Annotated in this window: 16 protein-coding genes; 8 read left to right on the top strand and 8 right to left on the bottom strand. The window is 73.2% G+C overall.

Features of this window, described 5'->3' with window-relative positions; genetic code table 11:
- Positions 1-37 precede the first annotated feature (37 nt).
- Positions 38-1,900, top strand: coding sequence for an HSP90 family protein (locus Sri02f_RS16910; protein WP_109002130.1), 1,863 nt, complete (start codon positions 38-40; stop codon positions 1,898-1,900).
- Positions 1,893-4,952, top strand: a complete 3,060-nt coding sequence (locus tag Sri02f_RS16905; RefSeq protein WP_109002129.1) for a hypothetical protein — start codon at positions 1,893-1,895, stop codon at positions 4,950-4,952. Before Sri02f_RS16910 ends, Sri02f_RS16905 begins: the two co-directional genes overlap by 8 nt.
- Before the next feature lie 43 nt (positions 4,953-4,995).
- Here the strand turns inward: Sri02f_RS16905 and fakA are convergent, their stop codons facing one another.
- On the bottom strand, positions 4,996-6,732 hold the full coding sequence (fakA, locus tag Sri02f_RS16900; RefSeq protein WP_109002128.1) for a DAK2 domain-containing protein: 1,737 nt from the start codon (positions 6,730-6,732) through the stop codon (positions 4,996-4,998).
- Between the two features lie 296 nt (positions 6,733-7,028).
- Here fakA and rpmB point away from each other — a divergent pair, with 296 nt between their 5' ends.
- Positions 7,029-7,214: a 50S ribosomal protein L28 gene (gene rpmB, locus Sri02f_RS16895; protein WP_079041368.1), complete on the top strand. Its 186-nt coding sequence runs from the start codon at positions 7,029-7,031 to the stop codon at positions 7,212-7,214.
- 112 nt (positions 7,215-7,326) lie between these two features.
- On the top strand, positions 7,327-7,542 hold the full coding sequence (locus Sri02f_RS16890) for a hypothetical protein (RefSeq protein WP_109002127.1): 216 nt from the start codon (positions 7,327-7,329) through the stop codon (positions 7,540-7,542).
- Here the strand turns inward: Sri02f_RS16890 and thiD are convergent.
- Complete coding sequence (gene thiD / locus Sri02f_RS16885; protein ID WP_109002126.1) at positions 7,517-8,332, bottom strand: bifunctional hydroxymethylpyrimidine kinase/phosphomethylpyrimidine kinase; 816 nt, start codon at positions 8,330-8,332, stop codon at positions 7,517-7,519. The two genes, Sri02f_RS16890 and thiD, sit on opposite strands and share 26 nt — an antisense overlap.
- Positions 8,329-9,294 (bottom strand): thiamine-phosphate kinase, encoded by a 966-nt coding sequence (locus Sri02f_RS16880; protein ID WP_109002125.1) that lies wholly within the window; start codon positions 9,292-9,294, stop codon positions 8,329-8,331. The genes thiD and Sri02f_RS16880 overlap by 4 nt, the downstream gene beginning before the upstream one ends.
- Positions 9,295-9,503: 209 nt before the next feature.
- Between Sri02f_RS16880 and Sri02f_RS16875 the strand changes: the two genes are divergently transcribed.
- Together Sri02f_RS16875 and Sri02f_RS16870 are read left to right on the top strand one after the other, a co-directional pair.
- Positions 9,504-9,737 (top strand): Lrp/AsnC family transcriptional regulator, encoded by a 234-nt coding sequence (locus Sri02f_RS16875; RefSeq protein WP_109002124.1) that lies wholly within the window; start codon positions 9,504-9,506, stop codon positions 9,735-9,737.
- 20 nt (positions 9,738-9,757) lie between these two features.
- Positions 9,758-10,267, top strand: a complete 510-nt coding sequence (locus Sri02f_RS16870; protein WP_109002123.1) for a DUF3515 domain-containing protein — start codon at positions 9,758-9,760, stop codon at positions 10,265-10,267.
- A gap of 24 nt (positions 10,268-10,291) precedes the next feature.
- Here the strand turns inward: Sri02f_RS16870 and Sri02f_RS16865 are convergent, their stop codons facing one another.
- Genes Sri02f_RS16865 through Sri02f_RS16855 form a run of 3 tightly spaced genes read right to left on the bottom strand, consistent with a single transcriptional unit; the run spans position 10,292 to position 13,307 of the window.
- Entirely contained in the window at positions 10,292-11,449 is a 1,158-nt protein-coding gene (locus Sri02f_RS16865) for a D-alanine--D-alanine ligase family protein (RefSeq protein WP_109002122.1), read from the bottom strand.
- A gap of 59 nt (positions 11,450-11,508) precedes the next feature.
- Entirely contained in the window at positions 11,509-12,519 is a 1,011-nt protein-coding gene (locus Sri02f_RS16860; RefSeq protein ID WP_109002121.1) for an NAD(P)H-dependent glycerol-3-phosphate dehydrogenase, read from the bottom strand.
- A complete protein-coding gene (locus tag Sri02f_RS16855; protein WP_109002120.1) occupies positions 12,516-13,307 on the bottom strand; it encodes a lysophospholipid acyltransferase family protein in 792 nt (263 codons plus the stop codon). The genes Sri02f_RS16860 and Sri02f_RS16855 overlap by 4 nt, the downstream gene beginning before the upstream one ends.
- A gap of 163 nt (positions 13,308-13,470) precedes the next feature.
- Between Sri02f_RS16855 and cofC the strand changes: the two genes are divergently transcribed.
- Complete coding sequence (gene cofC / locus Sri02f_RS16850; RefSeq protein WP_109002119.1) at positions 13,471-14,109, top strand: 2-phospho-L-lactate guanylyltransferase; 639 nt, start codon at positions 13,471-13,473, stop codon at positions 14,107-14,109.
- 9 nt (positions 14,110-14,118) lie between these two features.
- Positions 14,119-14,328, top strand: coding sequence for a hypothetical protein (locus Sri02f_RS16845; protein WP_109002118.1), 210 nt, complete (start codon positions 14,119-14,121; stop codon positions 14,326-14,328).
- A 73-nt stretch (positions 14,329-14,401) separates the two neighbouring features.
- Here the strand turns inward: Sri02f_RS16845 and Sri02f_RS16840 are convergent, their stop codons facing one another.
- Complete coding sequence (locus Sri02f_RS16840) at positions 14,402-15,073, bottom strand: HU family DNA-binding protein (RefSeq protein WP_109002117.1); 672 nt, start codon at positions 15,071-15,073, stop codon at positions 14,402-14,404.
- Positions 15,074-15,211: 138 nt separating this feature from the next.
- A complete protein-coding gene (locus tag Sri02f_RS16835; RefSeq protein ID WP_069773489.1) occupies positions 15,212-15,442 on the bottom strand; it encodes an SCO5555 family protein in 231 nt (76 codons plus the stop codon).
- Positions 15,443-15,682: the final 240 nt, after the last annotated feature.

Here is a 15,682-nt window from a genome sequence, read left to right as displayed (position 1 = left end):
GCGCCGTGCTCCTTCCCCAGCCCGCGGCGCTGCAGCGATGGACTCCCAGACCTCACAGTCATCCCAGTCATCCCAGCAGCCTCATACGTTCCAGGTCGACCTGCGTGGCCTGGTGGACCTGCTGTCCCATCACCTCTACTCCAGTCCCAAGGTCTACCTGCGCGAGCTGTTGCAGAACGCGGTGGACGCCATCACCGCCCGGCGGGCCGAGGAGCCCGACGCCCCGGCGCGGGTGCGGCTGTCCGCCGCGGACGGCGGGCTGCGGGTGGAGGACTCGGGCGTCGGGCTCACCGAGGCCGACGTGCACAGCCTGCTGGCCACGATCGGGCGCAGTTCCAAGCGCGCCGAGGGACTGCAGGACGTCCGTTCGGACTTCCTCGGGCAGTTCGGCATCGGGCTGCTGGCCTGTTTCGTGGTCGCCGAGCGCATCCGGGTGGTCAGCCGCAGCGCCCGTACACCGGACGCGCCGCCCGTGGAGTGGACGGCGCGCGACGACGGCTCGTACACCGTGCGGACGCTGCCGCACGAGGAGCGTCCCGAGCCGGGCACCACCGTCCATCTGGTGGCACGGGCCGGCGCCGGGGAGTGGCTCGCCGAGCCGCGGGTGCTGGCGCTGGCCCGCGACTTCGGGTCGCTGCTGCCCTACGACGTGCGGGTCGGCGACGAGGCGGTCACCGATCTGCCCGCGGCCTGGGACCGCCCGTACCCCTCCCCCGCCGACCGGCGGGTCGCGCTGGCCCGGCACTGTCACGAGCTGTTCGGCTTCACCCCGCTGGACGCGATCGAGCTGGACGTGCCGCTGGCGGGGATCCGCGGGGTGGCGTACGTGCTGCCGTCGGCGGTCAGCCCGGCGCAGCGCGGCGGCCACCGGGTGCACCTCAAGGGCATGCTGCTGACCGAGCGCGGCGAACAGCTGCTGCCCGACTGGGCGTTCTTCGTGCGCTGCGTCCTGGACACCGACAGCCTGCGCCCGACGGCCTCGCGGGAGTCGCTGTACGAGGACGAGACGCTGGCCGCGGTGCGCGAGGCGCTCGGCGGACGGATCCGGTCCTGGCTGACGGGACTGGCCGCCGGGGACCCGGAGCGGCTCGCCGCCTTCCTGGCGGTGCACCACCTGGGCGTGAAGTCCCTGGCGCGGCACGACCGGGAGATGCTGCGCACGATGCTGCCGTGGCTGCCCTTCGAGACCACCGACGGACGGCTGTCGCTGGAGGAGTTCGCGCAGCGCCACCCGGTGGTGCACTTCACCCGGACCGTGGAGGAGTACCGGCAGGTCGCGCCGATCGCGTCCGCGCAGGGCGTCGGGGTGGTCAACGGCGGTTACACGTACGACGGCGAGCTGGTGGAGGCGCTGCCCTCGGTGCGGCCGGGGACCGTGGTCGCCGAGCTGGACGCGGACACCGTGACCGCCCACCTGGACGGCGTCGACCCGGCCGACGAGCTGGCGCTGGCGGGCTTCCTGGCGGCCGCGCGGGCGAGGCTGCACCCGCTGGGCTGCGACGTCGTCCTGCGGGCCTTCCACCCGCTGTCGGTGCCCGCGCTGCATCTCGACGACCGGGCGGCCCGGCACGAGCAGGCACGCGCGCAGGCCGAGGAGCAGGCCGACGACCTGTGGGCGGGCATCCTGGGCTCGCTGCGCGGGAGCGCCCCGCGCGCGCGTCTGGTGCTCAACCATCTCAACCCGCTGATCCGGCGGATCGGTTCGCTGCACGATCCCGAGCTGATCGGCACGGCCACGGAGTCCTTGTACGGGCAGGCGCTGCTGATGGCGCAGCGGCCCCTGCGCCCGGCGGACTCGGCGCTGCTGAACCGGGCGTTCATCGGCCTTCTGGAATGGGCCACACACGGGGAGTCGGCCCATCGGGAGCCGACCGAGGGACGGGCGGCCGACGATGAGTGAGATCACGGACTTTGACTCCCTGCGCCGGGCGATGGCGGAGAACGGTGAGCAGCCGGAGGGGCCGGCCCGCAACGCGCGCGCGGAGCAGCTGCTGCTGGAGGCCGAGAAGCTGAGGATCCCGCTGGCCGTGATCGAGGCGCTCGGGCACCAGCTGAAGGTCTACAACTACAGCTCCGAGAAGGCGAAGATGTTCGTCCCGTTCGCGCGGCTGCTGCGCATGTGGGACGAGCGGCCCGAGGACTTCGACGCGGACGAGACGCACTCGCTGCACTGGGTCTTCAAGTGGATGTCGGCGGGCATGCTCGACCAGCCGCACGTGCCGCTGGCGTCGGTGGAGAAGTGGCTCGGCGAGATGGAGCACCGCTACCGCCTCGCCGGGCACTCCGAGCGGGCGGTGCGCAGCGCCGAGTTCAGCGTCGCCGCGCACGTGGGGGACGTGGAGCGGGCCGAGCGGGCGTTCGCCGCCTGGCTGGCCGCGGACCGGGACGCGATGGCCGACTGCCACGCGTGCGAGCTGCACGGGCAGGGCTGGTGGGAGGCGGAGCGCGGTCGGGACGCCGAGGCTTTGAGGGTGTGGGCGCCGGTCCTGGAGGGCGAGTACTCGTGCGCGCACGAGCCGCACACCGTGCTCGCCTCGTCCCTTGTCCCGCTGTTGCGGCTGGGCCGCCCGGAGGAGGCCCGCGCCCACCATCTGCGCGGCTTCCGGCTGGTGCGGCCCATGGAGTCGATGCGCGGCGCCTACGCCGACCACGTCGAGTTCTGCGCGCTGACCGGCAACGAGGCGCGTGGTCTGGAGCTGCTCGCGGAGCGGCCCGCGTACTTCACCGACGAGGGGCATCCGCGCAGCAGGCTGGAGTTCCTGAGCGTGGTGGTGCTGCTCATGGGGCGGCTGGCGGAGCTCGGGCTCGGCGGTGAGCGGGTGCCCGGTCCGGCCGGCCGGGAGTGGACCGCCGGCGAACTCGCGGACCATGCGCGCGCGCAGGCCCTCGCGCTGGCCGCGCGCTTCGACGAGCGCAACGGCACGCGGCACGTCAGCGAGCGGGCACGCGCGCGGATGGCGCAGCGGCCCCTGGTGGAGCGGCTGCCCCTGGGGGTACGGGCCGCGCGCCCGGTGTCCGCCGCGGCCGCGTCGACGCCCTCGGCGCAGGCCCCGGCCGCGGCTGCGGCCGCGGCCGGGGAGTCCGGCGGGCCGGAGCTGGCGGCTCTGCTGGCCGAGGCCCGGCGGCTGTCGGACACCCTCCAGCCGCACGCCGTCGAGGCATGGGCGCGGGTCGCCGAGGTGGCCGAGGGCTCGGAGGGCGTGGAGCTGCGGACGCGTGACCGCGCGGAGATCGCCGACCACGAGGCCATCGGTCTCGGCCCGGAGGGCGCCGAGAGGTTCGAGCGGGCGGCCGAGCTGTACGCGCGGGCGGGCGACCCCGGCGAGGCCCTGGCGGCACGCGCGCGTGCCGCCTACGTCCGCGCGCTCGCCGGCGAGGTCGACGAGGCGCTCGCCGCGGTGGCGGGCCCCTACGACCGCGTGCTCGCGCTGTACGCCGACGGCGGCACGCAGGTGCCGCAGGCGGCGGGCGTGCTCATGGCGCGGGCCCGGATCCTGATGCGGCGCGTCCACGAGGCCGAGGGGCCGGTGGAGGACGCCGTCCTGACGGCGGCGGAGACGGCCGTGCGGGAGCTGCTGGCGCTGGTGGAGGGCCGGGCGGGCGACGACGTGCGCCTGGCCGCGCGGGTCGCCGAGGGCCACGCGATGCTCGCCGAACTGGCGGTGCGGTCGGGGGATCCGGAGGAGGGCGTGAAGCTGTTCGCGCGGGCCGCCGGCGAGTTCGTCGCGGCGGGCCTGCCGTGGTTCGCCGTGGAGTACGAGGCCCGGCTGGCCGGTCTCGCCCACCAGCTGGACGACATGGTCGAGGCGGAGCGGGCGCTGCGGGCGGCGCTGGAGCACGGCGGACCGTTCCTGGAGGCGGTGGGGCGGGCTCAGCTGCATCTGCAGCTCGCCGAAGTGGTCGGAGGCCGGGGAGAGGCCGCCGAGGCCGCGGAGCACGCCCTGGAGGCGGCGCACTGGGCCGACGAGGCGGGCATGGGCCCGACGTTCGGCGCGTGGGCGCGCCACCAGCTCGGCGGATACCTGGTGCGTCAGGGCCGCTGGGCCGAGGCCGCGGAGGTGCTGGAGTCGGCGCTCGCCGACCTGAGAGCCGAGACCCACGGCGACGGCGCGGTCGTCCAGACGCAGTGGTGGCTGGGCGACTGTCTCAGCGAGCTCGGCGACCACCGGGACGCCGCCGAGCGGCGGCTGCAGGCCGCCGAGATCGCCCGGCACTGGCCCGAACAGCACGACCACGCGACCCTGGCGCACCTGGCCGCCGAGTCGCTCGGCCAGGCCGGCCTGCACGCCGAGGCGGACCGGGCCTACGCGCGCGCGGGCGCACTGTGGCGCGATCTCGGCAACGTCCACGGCCTGGTGCGCTCGCTGCGGGCCCGCGCGTGGCTGGCGTCGCGCGCCGAGGACGGCACGGACACGGCACGCGATCTGATGGCGGCCGCCCTGGAGGAGTGCGCGGACGCGTTCGACGCGGCGCGCGACGACGAGGCGCGCCGGCGGCTGGTCGCCGAACTGGGCGACACGCACCGCCAGTTCGGAGATCTGCTGGCCCGCTCCGCCGCCGAGGACGCCGACGACGACTCCATCCGGACCGCTCTGGACGAGGCGCTCTCCCAGATGGCCGAGGCCGTCGCGGTGTTCGTCGCCCTGGGCGACAGCGCCTTGCACGCCCGGACCGGCGCGGAGCTGGCGGCCGGCTGGCTGGAGAGCGACCTGGGACGCCCGGCGGAGGCGGCGGCACGCGCGCGTGCGGTGCTGCGCTCCTACGCGGACGCGCAGACGCGCGCCGGGACGGGCGCCGACGCCGACCACGGCCGACCCGGCGAGCACGGACCCGGCGAGCGCGGTGGACACGGCGGCGGCCAGGGCGAACAGGGCGAGGACGAGACTGCGCGGGCCCGGCGGGCCGAGGCGGAGCAGCTGCTGCAGGTGGCGGAGGAGCAGAAGGACCGCTGAACGACCCCTGTCCCCGCGAGCTTGGCGAGCTTGGCGAGCGGGGCTACTCCACGCCGATCAGCAGCAGTGCGCCCTGCCGGCCGCCCCGGTACACCACCGTGTCCACCGCGAGGTACGCCTCCCGCACCCGTGCCTCCAGGTGCTCGGCGACGCCCTCGGGGGCCTCGTCGCCCAGCACGAGGGTGACGAGTTCGCCGCCGGCCGACAGCATGCGGCTCAGGACGGTCTCGGCGGTGGCGGTCACGTCGGAGCCGATGACGGCGACGTCGCCGTCGACGAGTCCGAGGACGTCGCCGGCCTGGCAGATGCCGGCCATGGTCCACGACTGGCGCTCGGCCACGACGACCTCGGCGTGCCGGGTCGCGCCGGCCGCCGAGGTCATCGAGACGACGTCCTCGTCGAAGCGGCGGTCCGGCTCGTGGACGGCGAGGGCGGCGATCCCCTGCACCGCCGAGCGGGTCGGGATCAGGGCGACCCGGATGCCCTCCGTGCGGGCCTGCTCGGCGGCCGCGGCGGCGGTGTGGCGCAGGTCGGCGTCGTTGGGCAGCAGGACGACCTCGCGCGCGTGGGCCCGTCGTACGGCCTGGACGAGCTCGCCGCTGGCGGGCGGCTCTCCGGGACGCGCGAGCACGGTGGTCGCGCCCGCCTCGGCGTAGAGCCCGGCCAGCCCCTCGCCGGGCACGACGGCGACGACCGCGCGCTGGACGCGCTCGCGGGGCGGACGCTCGCTCCCGCGCGTGTGCGCGTCGCCGGCGCCGAAGTGCGTGATGCGGATCCGGTAGGGCCGGCCCGCGTCGACGCCGGCCTCCACGGCGGCCCCCGCGTCGTCGACATGCACGTGGACGTTCCACAGGCCGTCGCCGCCGACCACGACGAGCGAGTCGCCCAGGGCGTCCAGCCGCTGCCGCAGCCGCCCCACCGCGACGTCCTCGGCCTCCAGCAGGTAGATCACCTCGAAGGCGGGGCCGCTCGCGCCCCGCGGTCCGTCGCCGCAGTCCTTGGCGGGGCCCTCGCCGCCGTCGGCCGGGACCGTCTCCTCGCGCTCCTTGCGGGCGGGGCCCCCGGACGCGACCGCGGAGAACCCGGGGGCCTCCCCGGTGAACGTCTCCACCAGCGCCGCGAGCACCGCGACCAGTCCCCGGCCGCCCGCGTCGACGACTCCGGCGTGCTCCAGGACGGCCAGCTGCCCCGGGGTCGCGGCGAGCGCCGCGCAGGCTCCCTGGTAGGCGGCCCGGGCGACGATCCCGCAGTCGCCCTCCGAGCCCTGTGCTCCCGCCGCCGTCTCGGCGGCGTCCGCGGCGGCCGAGGCGACCGACAGGACGGTGCCCTCGACGGGGTGGGCGACGGCCTGGCGGGCGGAGTCGGCCGCGCGCCGGAGGGCCAGCCGCAGTCCGCGGCCGTCGGTGTGAGAGGCCTCACCCTCGGCGGCGAGCACCTGGGCCATGCCGCGCAGCAGCTGCGCCAGGATCGTCCCCGAGTTGCCGCGCGCCCCGATGAGCGCGCCGTGCGCCATCGCGTGGGCGGCGTCGGCGAGGGCGGGCTTCCCGGCGGGCGCGGAACCGGCGCCCGAACCGGCCTCGTACCCGGCGAACACCGCCTCGACGGCGGTCGCCGCCGACTCGACGGTCAGGTACAGGTTGGTGCCGGTGTCCCCGTCCGCGACCGGGTAGACGTTGATCGCGTCGATCTCCTCACGCGCCCGTCCCAGCGCCGTGAGGGCGAGGCCGCACCAGGTGCGCACCGCGAGAGCATCGAAGAATGTCTGCGGCACCTGCGCCACCTGCGCCTCCCTGGCTGCTGGACTGGACGCAGCGTAGACCCCGGGCGGGCGTCCGGCGGAAAGCGGGCCGGGGCCGGGGCCGGGGCCGGGCCGGAGCCGACGTGGGCCGCCCCGGGCGGGGGCCGGGCCCCTGAGCAGCCATGGTAGTTTCGTTGTACCGGCGCAGCCGTTGTATGCTGCTCCGGTTGCCCGATCCGCATCGGGCCGTCCCCCTGGCACCGCCACTCAGATCCTAGATCCTGATTCCGGCATGCCGGGATCATCCGTAAGTGCATCTGAAGTCTTTGGAGTGACCCGTGGCTGCCAACTGCGACGTCTGTGGCAAGGGGCCGAGCTTCGGCAACAACATCTCGTTTTCGCACCGCCGTACGTCCCGTCGCTGGAACCCGAACATCCAGCGCGTCCGTACCGTGGTCGGCGGGACGCCGAAGCGCGTGAACGCTTGCACCTCGTGCATCAAGGCCGGCAAGGTCTCGCGCTGACGCACATCCCCCTTCTCTCGAGTCCGCTCGAGCTGGGGGGAACCCCATCGTGCGCGGCCACTGCTGGTTCGCTGCAACGAGCCGGTCCACCTGTGTGGGCCGGCTTTTTGCTGTGCTCGTCCCGGTCACGCCCCCTCTCACCGGGCCCCTGTCCGGTGAGGCGTTGGCGGCGGTACCGCCGTCGGCGCCGGATCCGGCCGTGCGGCTGTTCGTGGACCGGCCGGGACCGGTGGACCGGCTGCTCGCCTCCCGCCCGATGGCGTCCTTCTTCAAGCGGATCACCGAGAAGGCGGCGACGAACATCAAGCTGCCGGAGTACCCCGGGTGAGAGCCCAGCCGTGGTCCACGGGACCGATGCCCGCGCCGAGTGCGAACCCGGCGGCGATCGCTCCGGTGACGTAGCTCTTCGCCGCCGTCACCGCCTCCGGCACGGACTGCCCCTTCGCGAGCTGGGCGGCGATCGCCGACGCGAGGGTGCAGCCGGTGCCGTGCGTGTGCCGGTTGTCGTGCCGGGGGGCGCGCAGCCAGTGCTCCTCGACGCCGTCGGTCAGCAGGTCCACGGCGTCGCCGGGCAGATGGCCGCCCTTGATCAGCGCCCAGCGCGGTCCGTGGGCCAGCACCGCGGCCGCCGCGTCCCTGAGCTGCTCCTCCGACTCGACCCGCACGCCGGTCAGTCGGGCCACCTCGTCGAGGTTCGGGGTGGCGACGGCGGCCAGCGGGAGCAGTTTCGTGCGCACGGAGTCCAGCGCGGAGGCCGCGAGCAGCGGGTCGCCGTGCTTGGAGGCGCCGACCGGGTCGACGACGACGGGGGCGTCCGTCCCGGCGAGCAACTCGGCTACGGTCTCGACGAGTTCGGCGGAGGAGAGCATGCCCGTCTTGACCGCCTGGACGCCCACGTCGTCGACGACGCTGCGGTACTGGGCGCGGACCGCCTCCGCCGGCAGTTCCCAAGTCCCTTGCACGCCGAGGGAGTTCTGCGCGGTGACGGCGGTGACGACGCTCATGCCGTGCACGCCGAGCGCGAGCATCGTCTTCAGGTCGGCCTGGATCCCGGCCCCGCCGCCGGAGTCGGAGCCGGCCACGGTCAGCACCCGGGGCGGGATCCCGTGGGCGGTCATGACTCCATGTCCCCGAAGTGGTCCCAGCCGCCCTTGCTGGTCCAGGGCGCCCCGTCGACCGTCACCTGGGGCAGCGCGGAGGGGTTGAGCACCTCGCCGATCACCTTCCAGCGGGCGGGGAGTTTCACGTCGGGCGGGAAGGTCGCCACGATGGCGTGGTCCTCTCCCCCGGTGAGCACCCACTGGATGGGGTCGACGCCGACGGCCTGCCCGATGTCGTGCATCTGCGTGGGGATGTCTATGGCGCCCGAGCGGATGTCGATGCGGACCTTGCTGGCCTCGGCGATGTGCCCGAGGTCGGCGATCAGCCCGTCGCTGACGTCGCACATCGCCGTCGCGCCGAGCGCGGCGGCCGCGGGGCCCGCATGGTAGGGCGGCTCGGGGCGGCGGTGGGCCTCCACGAAGGCGCGGGGCGAGCGGAAGCCGCGGGAGAGGACCGCGTACCCGGCGGCGGACCAGCCGAGCCAGCCGGTCACGGCGACGAGGTCGCCGGGCTGGGCGCCGCCCCGGGTGACGGGCTCCTGGTTGCGCAGATCGCCGAGCGCGGTGATCGACACCATGATGGTGTCGCCCCGCACGACGTCGCCGCCGACCACGGAGGCGCCCGCAACCTGGCACTCGTCGCGCAGGCCGTCCATCATCTCCGACGGCCACGTCACGGGCAGTTCGGCGGGCACGACGAGGCCGAGCAGCAGGGCCGTCGGCACCGCGCCCATGGCGGCGATGTCGGCGAGGTTCTGCGCGGCGGCCTTGCGGCCCACGTCGTAGGCGGTCGACCAGTCGCGGCGGAAGTGCCGGCCCTCCAGCAGGATGTCGGTGCTGGCCACGACCCTGCGGTCGGGCGCGGCGACCACCGCGGCGTCGTCGCCGGGGCCGACCCGGACCGCGGGGGTGGTGGTGAGGCGGGAGGTGAGCTCCCTGATGAGCCCGAACTCCCCGAGTTCACCAACAGTGCCCTTCATTTGCCCTTTGGCCCCTTCTGTACCTGTCCGTGCCCGGTCGCGCATACCCAGTGTCCTCGATACGGTCGAGACAGCCGTCGACTTCTGTCGTACCCCCGCACCCCGGCGCGCGAGCCGTGGTCCTCGTAGGTCTCCCCGCGGCGCGCGGCGACGCGATACCGTGGCGTTCCTTTTCCCCACATGATCCTCGTGGCCGCCCTGGAGGTTCCGTGGTACAGGCGTACATCCTGATCCAGACGGACGTCGGCAAAGCGTCGACCGTCGCCGAGGAGATCGGCAAAATCCCTGGCGTGGTCCAGGCCGAGGACGTGACGGGACCCTATGACGTGATCGTGCGGGCCCAGGCGGACACGGTGGACGACCTCGGCCGCATGGTGGTCGCCAAGGTCCAGCAGGTGGACGGGATCACCCGCACCCTGACCTGCCCGGTGGTCCATCTGTAGCCCCCGTCTAACCTTGGCCGGTGAACCTTTTCCGTCACCGGTGCCGCCCTGTCCTCGGGCTGTCCGCCCTCGTCCTGCTGATCACGACCGCAGGCTGCTCCTCAGCAGACGACAGCGCGTCGACGGCGGTTCCCAGCCCCGGCGCGAACGCCACGAAGCTGTGCCGGAACCTGGACAAGGCACTGCCGGCGAAGGTGGACGGTGAGAGCCGCCACGATCCCGAGCCCGCCTCCGCGCTGACCGCGGGCTGGGGAGGCTCCGCGATCATACTGCGCTGCGGTGTCACGCGGCCGCCGAAGATGATCGACCCGAGGGTCCCGGCGGGGGCCGACCCGGACGCGGTGGCGGGCGGAGTGAACGGCGTCGACTGGCTGATGGAGAAGCGGGACGGCGGGGGCAACCGCTTCACCACGGCCGGTCGCAGCGCGTACGTCGAGGTGACGGTGGCGAAGGACGCCGACAACTCCTCGGTCCTGATCGATCTGGCCCCGGCCATCAAGAAGGCGATCCCCGAGGGGATCGCCGACTAGCAGGTGCTCCGGTTCGTCCGGGGATCAGCGCAGACCCGTGGACCTGCGCAGCGCCGCCTGCACCAGGCGGTCCACCAGCTCGGGGTAGCCGATCCCGGTCTCCTGCCACATCTTGGGGTACATCGAGATCGGCGTGAAGCCGGGCATCGTGTTGATCTCGTTGATGACGAACTCGCCGTCCTCCGTGAGGAAGAAGTCCGCACGGACCAGGCCCTCGCAGGACGCCGCGTCGAAGGCGTCCACCGCCAGCCTGCGGACGTGCGCCGTCTCCTCGTCGGTCAGCGGCGCCGGGACGATCCCCGGGGTCGAGTCGATGTACTTGGCGTCGAAGTCGTAGTAGGCGTGCGCGTCCGGCGGCGGGATCTCGGCCGGGAGGGAGGCACGGGGGCCGTCCTCGAACTCCAGGACGCCGCACTCGATCTCGCGGCCCCGCAGCGCCGCCTCGACCAGGATCTTCGGGTCGTGGCGCTGGGCCTCGGCGATCGCCTCGTCGAGTCCGGACAGGTCGTCGACCTTGGTGATGCCGATGGACGAACCCGCGCGCGCGGGCTTCACGAAGAGCGGCCAGCCGTGCTCGCCGGCGAAGTCGATGATCTTCTTGCGGGCGCCCGGCTCGTCCTGCGCCCACTCGCGCGGCCGGATCACCACGTACGGGCCGACCTTGAGCCCGAAGGAGGTGAACACCCGCTTCATGTACTCCTTGTCCTGGCCGACGGCCGAGGCGAGCACGCCGGAACCCACGTAGGGGACGCCGGAGAGCTCCAGCAGGCCCTGCAGGGTCCCGTCCTCGCCGTAGGGGCCGTGCAGCACCGGGAAGACGACGTCGACCTCGCCCAGCGCCTTCGGTACCGATCCCGGCTCGTAGTAGACGACTTCGCGGTTGGCGGGGTCGACGGGGAGCACCACTCCGCCGTCCCGCGACTCGGCGAGCTCGTCGACGTCGGGCGTACGGCGGTCGGTGATCGCCATGCGCTCGGGTTCGTCGGCGGTGAGGAACCAGCGGCCCTCGCGGGTGATGCCGATCGGCAGGACCTCGTACTTGGTCCGGTCGATGGCCCTCAGGACCGCGCCTGCGGTCACCACGGAGATCCCGTGCTCGGAGCTGCGGCCGCCGAAGACGACGGCCACCCGCGGCTTGCGGACGGGCTGCTGAGGGCTCTGGGGGAGGTTCTCGGTGCTCATATCGGGTTGAGAGTACCCGGTGGTAGGGCCGGGAGTCAGCGTCCGCCCACCGGGTTCGCTCAGCGTCGCTCGGGCTTCGCGCTGCGCGACATCAGCTCCTTGACGGCGACCCCCGGAGGCTTGCCCTCGTGCACGATGGCGACGACCGTCTCGGTGATCGGCATGTCGACGCCGTGCCGGCGGGCCAGATCCAGCACCGACTCACAGGACTTGACGCCCTCGGCGGTCTGCCGGGTGACCGCGATGGTCTCCTGCAGGGTCATGCCCTTGCCGAGGTTGGTGCCGAAGGTGTGGTTGCGGGACAGCGGCGAGGAGCAGGTCGCCACCAGGTCGCCGAGTCCGGCGAGTCCCGCGAAGGTGAGCGGGTCCGCGCCCATGACCAGGCCCAGCCGGGTGGTCTCGGCGAGCCCGCGGGTGATCAGCGAGCCCTTGGCGTTGTCGCCCAGGCCCATGCCGTCGGCGATGCCGACCGCGAGGCCGATGACGTTCTTCACCGCGCCGCCCAGCTCGCAGCCCACCACGTCGGTGTTGGTGTAGGGGCGGAAGTACGGGGTGTGACAGGCGGCCTGGAGCCTCTGGGCGACGGCCTCGTCGGTGCAGGCGACCACGGCGGCGGCCGGCCTGCGGGAGGCGATCTCCCTGGCGAGGTTGGGCCCGGTGACCACGGCGATCCGGCCCGGGCCCACCTTGGCGACGTCCTCGATCACCTCGCTCATCCGCATGGTCGTACCGAGCTCGACGCCCTTCATCAACGACACCAGGACGGTGTCCGGGGCCAGCAGGGGCGTCCAGTCGGCCAGGTTGGCGCGCAGCGTCTGCGAAGGCACCGACAGCACCGTGTAGTCGGCGCCGGCGGCGGCCTCGGCGGGGTCCGTCGTGGCCCGCAGATTCCCCGGCAGCTCGACGCCGGGGAAGTAGTCGGGGTTGGTCCGGGTGGTGTTGATCGCCTCGGCCACCTCGGGGCGACGCGCCCACAGGGTGACGTCGCATCCCGCGTCGGCGAGCACCATGCCGAAGGCCGTCCCCCACGAACCGGCGCTGAACACCGCCGCCTTCACGGACTTGCTCACTTGCTGTTCTCCCCCTCGTGACGGGCTTGCGCGTGGCCGGTCTCCGCACCGGTCTCCGCCTGGGTGCGGCGGCGCTGCTCGATCCGCTCCCGGCGCGGGTCGTAGGGCCTCTCGGGCGCCTTCTCGCCGCGGATCTCCTCCAGCTGGGCGGTGACGGCCGCCATGATGACCTCCGTCGCCTCCTTCAGGAGCTCGGGGGTCATCTCGAGGCCGTAGAACCGGGCGAGGTCCACGGGCGGACCCGCGAGCACATGGTGGGTCTTGCGCGGAAGGAGGTGGGGCTTCCTGGCGTACGGCGGCAGCAGTTCGTTGGCGCCCCACTGGGCCACGGGGATCACCGGGCACTTGGTCTGCAGGGCCACGCGTGCCGCGCCGGTCTTGGCGGTCATGGGCCAGCCGTCCGGGTCGCGGGTGAGGGTGCCCTCGGGATAGAACGCGACGCACTCACCGCGCTCCACGGCCTCGATCGCGGCCCGGAAGGCGCTCAGCGCGTCCGTGCTCTCGCGGTAGACGGGGATCTGTCCGGTGCCGCGCATCGCGGCGCCGACGAATCCCTCCTTGAAAAGCGCGCTCTTCGCGAGGAATCGCGGCACCCGTCCGCTGTTGTACTGGAAATGGGCGTACGCGAAGGGGTCGACATGCGAATTGTGGTTCACCGCGGTGATAAATCCACCCTCGGCCGGAATGTGCTCCATTCCGCGCCAGTCCCGCTTGATCAGAACCACCAGCCAGGGTTTGCAGAGGACCGCTGCGAAGCGGTACCAGAAGCCGATTCTGCGGCGGGGCACGCGGACACCTTCCTCTAGGACTTCCCAAGGCCTGCTCCTGGCCCGGGGGCCGCACAAGTGTCGCCCCGGGCCGCTGGTCTGTCGAGAACACCGTACGCCCGCCCCTGCGACCTGCGGACGGGCCGGGTGACAATGGCCGCGACGAGAGAGAGACGGTACGCCGGTGCAGTGGACCTTGGTCATACCCCTGAAGCCCTTGGCGCTGGCCAAGAGCAGGCTCGCGGACACCGCCACCGACGGGCTGCGCCCCGGGCTCGCCCTGGCCTTCGCCGAGGACACCGTGGCCGCCGCGCTGGCCTCGCCCGCGGTGCGGGATGTGGCCGTGGTCACGGACGACGCCCTGGCCGCGCGCACCCTGGCGGGGCTGGGCGCCCGGATCGTCCCGGACGAGCCGCGCGCGGGCCTCAACGCCGCGCTGACGCACGGGGCGGCCGCCGTACGGGCCATTCGTCCCGGTTCCGCGCTCGCGGCCCTCAACGCCGACCTGCCGGCGCTGCGCCCGCCGGAATTGGCGCGCGTGCTGGACGCGGCCGCCGAATTCCCCCGCGCTTTCCTCCCGGACGCGGCCGCCGTCGGCACGACTCTTCTCACCGCCGCTCCCGGCCGCGCCCTGGATCCCGCGTTCGGCACGGATTCACGCGCCCGCCATCGCGCCTCCGGAGCCGAGGAACTCCGTCTCGACGCGGTGGATTCCGTGCGCCAGGACGTGGACACCGGCGAGGATCTGCGCGCGGCCCTGCTCCTGGGCGTCGGACCCCGGACGGCGGCGGCGACCGCGCGGCTGCTGATCCCGGGGCAGTAGGCTGCCGCCATGCAGGCGACCGCATACACGTACGACCCCGCCACACGCAGCGGGCAGGTGCTGCTGGACGACGGCACACCGGTCCCCTTCGACGCGTCGGCGTTCGACGCGGGCGGGCTGAGGCTGCTGCGGCCCGGGCAGCGGGTGCGCATCGAGACGGAGGGGCGCGGCGACGGCTCCGGTCCCCGGATCACCCTGGTGACGCTGCAGACCTTCTGAGCGGGCTCCGAACACGCCGCGGGCCGGACTTCCGAGAGGGAGTCCGGCCCGGCGTGTGAGTGCCCCAGCTGCCCTACGCCTTGCGGGCGGTGGCCTTCTTGGCGGTGGTCTTGCGCGCGGTCGACTTCTTGGCGGGGGCCTTGGTGGCCGTCGCCTTCTTCGCGGCCGGGGCCTTCTTGGCCGTCGTCTTCTTGGCCGTGGCCGACTTGGCGGTGGTGGTCTTCTTGGCGGCCGCCGTCGTCGTCTTGGCCGTGGTCTTCTTCGCGGTGGTCTTCTTGGCGGCGCCGGTGGTCTTCTTCGCCGTGGCCGTCGTCTTCTTCGCGGCGGCCGTGGTCTTCTTCGCGGCGCCGGCCCTCGTCGAGGGGGAGGCCTTCTTCGCGGCGGCCTTCTTGACCGTGGCGGAAGAACCGCCGGTCAGGCTGCCCTTGGGGGCCTTCTTGACGGCGACCTCGCCACCGCGCGGGAGCTTCTTCGACCCGCTCACCAGGTCCTTGAAGCCCTGGCCTGCGCGGAAGCGCGGCACGGACGTCTTCTTGACCCGCACCCGCTCGCCCGTCTGGGGGTTGCGAGCGTAGCGGGCCGGCCGGTCGACCTTCTCGAACGAACCGAAGCCGGTGACCGAGACCCGGTCGCCGGCGACCGTCGCGCGGACGATGGCGTCCAGGACCGCGTCGACCGCGTCGGCGGCCTGCTGGCGGCCGCCCACCTTGTCGGCAATCGCTTCTACGAGCTGCGCCTTGTTCACGTCTTCCCCTTCGGAGACATTAGCCGGAACGAAACTGTTCAAGCTTTTTCGCACGTTAGGCAGATATATACCGCAAATCAAACACGAAACGGGCTAATCACCCTTGTGCCGCAACGAAATCGGCTGCTCCGGAGGCGTTCAACGCCCCTCTTCGGGCGTTCGCCCTTCGTCGAGGTCCGCCATGAACCGCTCCAGACGCCTTGTCGCATCGGCGAGATCGTGCTTGGCCGCGGCCGTAATGACCAGCAGCTTCCGGGTCAGCGCCATCCGTACGCCCTCCGGGACTTGCAGTGCGCGCACTCTCGCGTGCGCTTCCTTGAGTTGGTTCGCGACCGCCGTATAGAGCTCGAGTTGGCCGTCGTGTTCCATGCACAGATTGTGCCATCTGGGGCGAGTTGTCGCCCGCTCAGGGGGCAACTGCCGCCTCAGACGGCCGTCCGGGCACATCCGGCGTTCACGTCCTCATCAGGCGCATACCCCGGCAACAACCCTCCTAACGTGGGAAGTTGACAGCGGCGGCGCGAGCCCGCAGGGCCGAACGGGTGCAGACGCGGCCGTACCCCCGATCGGTGGGATCGGGGGTACGGCGGGGGTGTCGTGGTGGCCGAA

The organism is Streptomyces rishiriensis (assembly GCF_003112535.1).
Taxonomy (GTDB): domain Bacteria; phylum Actinomycetota; class Actinomycetes; order Streptomycetales; family Streptomycetaceae; genus Streptomyces; species Streptomyces rishiriensis.
Note: the sequence above shows the minus strand (reverse complement) of the source record. Positions and strands in the feature narration are given on the sequence as shown.

Bases quoted from the DNA above. Each gene is read 5' to 3' on its own strand.
- thiD (WP_109002126.1), bottom strand. From the start codon at position 8,332: ATGACCGCCCACGGGATCCCGCCCCGGGTGCTGACCGTGGCCGGCTCC.
- Sri02f_RS16835 (WP_069773489.1), bottom strand. From the start codon at position 15,442: ATGGAACACGACGGCCAACTCGAGCTCTATACGGCGGTCGCGAACCAA.
- Sri02f_RS16905 (WP_109002129.1), top strand. From the start codon at position 1,893: ATGAGTGAGATCACGGACTTTGACTCCCTGCGCCGGGCGATGGCGGAG.
- Sri02f_RS16880 (WP_109002125.1), bottom strand. From the start codon at position 9,294: ATGAAGGGCACTGTTGGTGAACTCGGGGAGTTCGGGCTCATCAGGGAG.
- Sri02f_RS16865 (WP_109002122.1), bottom strand. From the start codon at position 11,449: ATGAGCACCGAGAACCTCCCCCAGAGCCCTCAGCAGCCCGTCCGCAAG.
- Sri02f_RS16910 (WP_109002130.1), top strand. From the start codon at position 38: ATGGACTCCCAGACCTCACAGTCATCCCAGTCATCCCAGCAGCCTCAT.
- Sri02f_RS16845 (WP_109002118.1), top strand. From the start codon at position 14,119: ATGCAGGCGACCGCATACACGTACGACCCCGCCACACGCAGCGGGCAG.